General features: G+C 45.2%; 3 protein-coding genes, 1 tRNA gene and 1 pseudogene. 3 read left to right on the top strand and 2 right to left on the bottom strand.

Annotation, left to right across the window (positions count from 1 at the left end):
• Positions 1 to 549: 549 nt before the first annotated feature.
• Both ACTHUE_RS12230 and ACTHUE_RS12225 read left to right on the top strand, forming a co-directional pair.
• Positions 550 to 2,073 carry a fumarate hydratase gene (locus tag ACTHUE_RS12230; RefSeq protein WP_003746217.1) on the top strand — a complete coding sequence of 508 codons (1,524 nt, stop codon included), beginning with the start codon at positions 550 to 552 and terminating at the stop codon, positions 2,071 to 2,073.
• Between the two features lie 154 nt (positions 2,074 to 2,227).
• Positions 2,228 to 2,304: transfer RNA gene (locus ACTHUE_RS12225), tRNA-Pro, on the top strand.
• 154 nt (positions 2,305 to 2,458) lie between these two features.
• Here the strand turns inward: ACTHUE_RS12225 and ACTHUE_RS12220 are convergent.
• Positions 2,459 to 2,995, bottom strand: a pseudogene (locus ACTHUE_RS12220) (formate/nitrite transporter family protein); the annotation flags it as partial.
• A 71-nt stretch (positions 2,996 to 3,066) separates the two neighbouring features.
• On the bottom strand, positions 3,067 to 3,501 hold the full coding sequence (yciA, locus tag ACTHUE_RS12215; RefSeq protein WP_004520760.1) for an acyl-CoA thioester hydrolase YciA: 435 nt from the start codon (positions 3,499 to 3,501) through the stop codon (positions 3,067 to 3,069).
• 124 nt (positions 3,502 to 3,625) lie between these two features.
• Here yciA and ACTHUE_RS12210 point away from each other — a divergent pair.
• Positions 3,626 to 4,043 (top strand): alpha/beta fold hydrolase (locus ACTHUE_RS12210; RefSeq protein WP_440423511.1); only part of this gene is annotated, 418 nt, incomplete at its 3' end.

The following is a 4,043-nucleotide window of genomic DNA, read 5'->3' as shown; positions in this document are numbered from 1 at the left end:
TATATTTACTAGTAAAAATCATTATTATATGTTAGACAATTTTACATAGATTGTTGTATATATTGAATAATATTCTTATAGGTAAGTAAGTGAAAAGATTGTTATAAAATTTCAGAAAATTAAATGAGTTTGATATCAGTCAAGAAGATTGAGGGAGAAAATGACACAGATTTTACAATTGTGTATCGTATTGGAAAATAAGAAAGGCCGTCTGAAATTTAGGTAGTTTCCTTTTAAATACAAGCTACTAAATTTCTTTCTCAGATACTTAAAGCAAACATTTTCAGACGGACTTGTAATTAGAATATCATTTAAAAATAATGTAATTTTATTTCTGTGTAAGTGAATGGTCAGTGGATATATATTATCAATAACCAAGTGATTTAATACGATATTAAATTCTATTTAAATCAATAAGGTATGAAAATGATATTGTCTGAATTATTCATTTGAAAGCACTATTACACTATTGAAGGCCGTCTGAAAAAATCGGTCTCTTAAAAAATAAACAAACCCTTCCTACCATGACTCCCGAAAAGGAACACAATCATGACCGTCATCAAGCAAGAAGACTTTATCCAAAGTATTTTCGATGCTTTCCAATTCATCAGCTACTACCATCCTAAAGACTACATTCAGGCTTTGTATAAGGCTTATCAAAAAGAAGAAAACCCTGCCGCCAAAGATGCGATGGCGCAGATTTTGGTCAATAGCCGTATGTGTGCTGAAGGCCATCGTCCGATTTGTCAGGATACCGGTATTGCGACCGTATTCTTGAAAGTGGGCATGGATGTACAGTGGGATGCCGAGATGAGCGTACAGGAAATGGTTAACGAAGGCGTACGCCGTGCATACACCTATCCTGACAACAAACTGCGCGCCTCTGTATTGGCCGATCCGGCTGGTAAACGTCAAAATACCAAAGACAACACCCCTGCCGTTGTACATATGGAAATCGTAAAGGGCGACAAAGTCGAAGTCACTTGCGCAGCCAAAGGCGGCGGTTCTGAAAACAAAACCAAAGTTGCCATGCTCAACCCTTCAGACAATATCGTTGATTGGGTATTGAAAACCGTTCCTCAAATGGGTGCCGGCTGGTGTCCTCCGGGCATTTTGGGTATCGGCATCGGCGGTACGCCTGAAAAAGCAGTGTTGATGGCCAAAGAAAGCCTGATGAGCCATATCGATATTCAGGAACTCAAAGAAAAAGCCGATTCCGGTGCAGAATTGTCTACAACCGAAGCCCTACGCTTGGAACTCTACAAAAAAGTAAATGCCTTGGGCATCGGCGCACAAGGTTTGGGCGGTTTGAGCACCGTGCTGGATGTCAAAATCCTTGACTACCCAACCCACGCGGCTTCCAAACCGATTGCCATGATTCCAAACTGCGCGGCTACCCGCCACATCGAATTTGAATTGGACGGCTCAGGCCCGGCCAAACTGGAAGCCCCATCTTTGGAAGACTGGCCGGATTTGACTTACAGCCCGGACAACGGCAAACGTGTCGATGTCAACAATCTGACCAAAGAAGAAGTGGCAACATGGAAAACCGGCGACGTGTTGTTGCTGAACGGTAAAATCCTGACCGGACGCGATGCCGCGCACAAACGTTTGGTTGATATGCTCAACAAAGGCGAAGAATTGCCGGTAGATTTCACCAACAAACTGATTTACTACGTTGGCCCGGTTGATCCAGTCCGTGACGAAGTTGTTGGCCCGGCCGGTCCGACTACTTCCACCCGTATGGATAAGTTTACCCGCCAAATGCTGGAACAAACCGGCCTCCTGGGTATGATCGGTAAATCCGAACGCGGTGCAGCAACTTGCCAAGCCATTGCCGATAATAAAGCCGTTTACCTGATGGCTGTCGGCGGCGCGGCATATCTGGTTGCCAAAGCCATTAAAGCATCTAAAGTCTTGGCGTTCCCAGAATTGGGTATGGAAGCGATTTACGAATTTGAAGTCAAAGACATGCCTGTGACCGTTGCGGTGGATAGCAACGGTGAATCGGTTCACGCCATTGCGCCAAAACAATGGCAGGCCAAAATCGGTATTATTCCGGTTGAAGCTTGATATTTGCCTGGATAATCAAAGGCCGTCTGAATGATTTTAGACGGCCTTTTTTTGTTTACAAATAATTTAAATGTTTTCAAACGAGTAAATTTCCCTTTCTAAAAAGCACTTGTCAAAATCAGCGTTTGAAACTAGAATTCACAGCTTATCGAGTCGGAGTGTGGCGCAGTCTGGTAGCGCACTTGCATGGGGTGCAAGGGGTCGAAGGTTCGAATCCTTTCACTCCGACCAAAAAATTGGAAAGAGTCGTTTTAAAAACGGCTCTTTTTTCGTTTGGATGATTTATCTGAATAATGTGTCCGAATGGATTTTAAAACTTAATACCAATGCCGTCTGAAACAAAACCTGCTTTCTCAAAGCAGGTTTTGTTGTTTCTAAAGCAGGGCTATTCGGCACTATCTTTCAGCGTGTCTTTATAAGTATAAAGATAAGACGCGCCGACAAAGGATGCACCACCGACGACATTGCCCAAGAATACGGGAATCATGTTAAAGAAAAATTGCCCCCATGTGATGTTTGCGCCTGCCAGAATACCCGCTGGGATAACGAACATATTGGCGACAAGGTGTTGGAAGCCGTTTAATACGAAAATCATGACGGGGAACCAAATGGCCAGCATTCGTCCGGTTGTGTTTTTAGCGGCAAAATGCAGCCACGCGCCCATGCAGACCATCCAGTTACATGCTACTGCCGATACAAAAGCGCGGCCGAAATCCATATGGACTTTTGCCTCCGCCACAGCAATGGTTTTTTCTGCCATGCTGCCTTCAATCATACCGACATAGTACCCAAGGAAAAAAGCCATTGCCAGTGTGCCCACCAAATTGCCCATGCAGACGATAACCCAGTTGCGCAGCAGCATTTTGGAGGAAATCCGTCCGGCCAATCTGCCTAAAGACATGATCATCATATTGCTGGTTACATTTTGCTTCTGTATGAAAAAAGGCCGTCTGAACATTGAGGTTTCAGACGGCCTTGTTTTGATTTTTAAACTTACAAATGTGCCAGCTTTGCATTGCCTTCGCGAGGAATAGGGCGCGGATTGCCTTGTGCATCGATAGCGACGTAAGTGAACACGGCTTCGGTGACCAGTTGGCGGTCTTCCGTTACCATATCGTTCATCAAAGTCTTAACCCATACCTCGATTTTCAGTTGCAAAGAAGTATTGCCTACGCGGACACAATGACCGTAGCAGCACACGACGTTGCCGACCTTTACCGGTCTGATGAAATTCATTTCTTGAACGGCTACGGTTACAATTCGTCCCTGTGCGATTTCTGCCGCCAAAATACCGCCGCCTAGATCCATTTGCGACATAATCCAGCCGCCGAAGATATCCTGATTAGGGTTGGTATCGCGCGGCATGGCTACCGTACGCAATAAAAGTTGTCCTTCGGGTGCCGCATGTGTTTGTTTGTTGTCAGTCATAAATAATCCTGTCAAAAAAGTGCTATTTTACGCCATTTGTGGCGATAAACCTATGTAGGCCGTCTGAAAAATCAGCAGGTAAAGTGTTACAATCAACCTATTCATCAGACAAAGGAGAAAGCTCATGCATCCGATTCAAGAACCACGAAATAGCGGCCTTTTGCGCGTATCCGACATTCACGAAATCTACTGGGAAGAGTCAGGCAATCCTGATGGCCACCCCGTGATTTTCCTGCATGGCGGCCCCGGAGCAGGCGCATCACCGGCCTGTCGCGGCTTTTTCAACCCAGAGCATTTCCGCATCGTCATCATTGATCAACGCGGTTGCGGACGCTCTAAACCGTATGCCTGTATTGAAGACAACACCACATGGGATTTGGTTGCCGATATTGAAAAAGTACGCGAAATGCTCGGCATTCAAAAATGGCTGGTTTTCGGCGGCTCATGGGGCAGCACCTTGTCGCTGACTTATGCCGAAACCCATCCCGATCGCGTCAGCGGCTTAGTTTTGCGCGGTATTTTCCTGTGCAGGCCGTCTGAAA

This window comes from Neisseria sp. P0021.S005, from assembly GCF_051956955.1.
Note: the sequence above shows the minus strand (reverse complement) of the source record. Positions and strands in the feature narration are given on the sequence as shown.

Excerpts from the sequence above, each read along its gene's own strand:
- ACTHUE_RS12230 (WP_003746217.1), top strand. The coding sequence starts at position 550 with ATGACCGTCATCAAGCAAGAAGACTTTATCCAAAGTATTTTCGATGCT.
- yciA (WP_004520760.1), bottom strand. The coding sequence starts at position 3,501 with ATGACTGACAACAAACAAACACATGCGGCACCCGAAGGACAACTTTTA.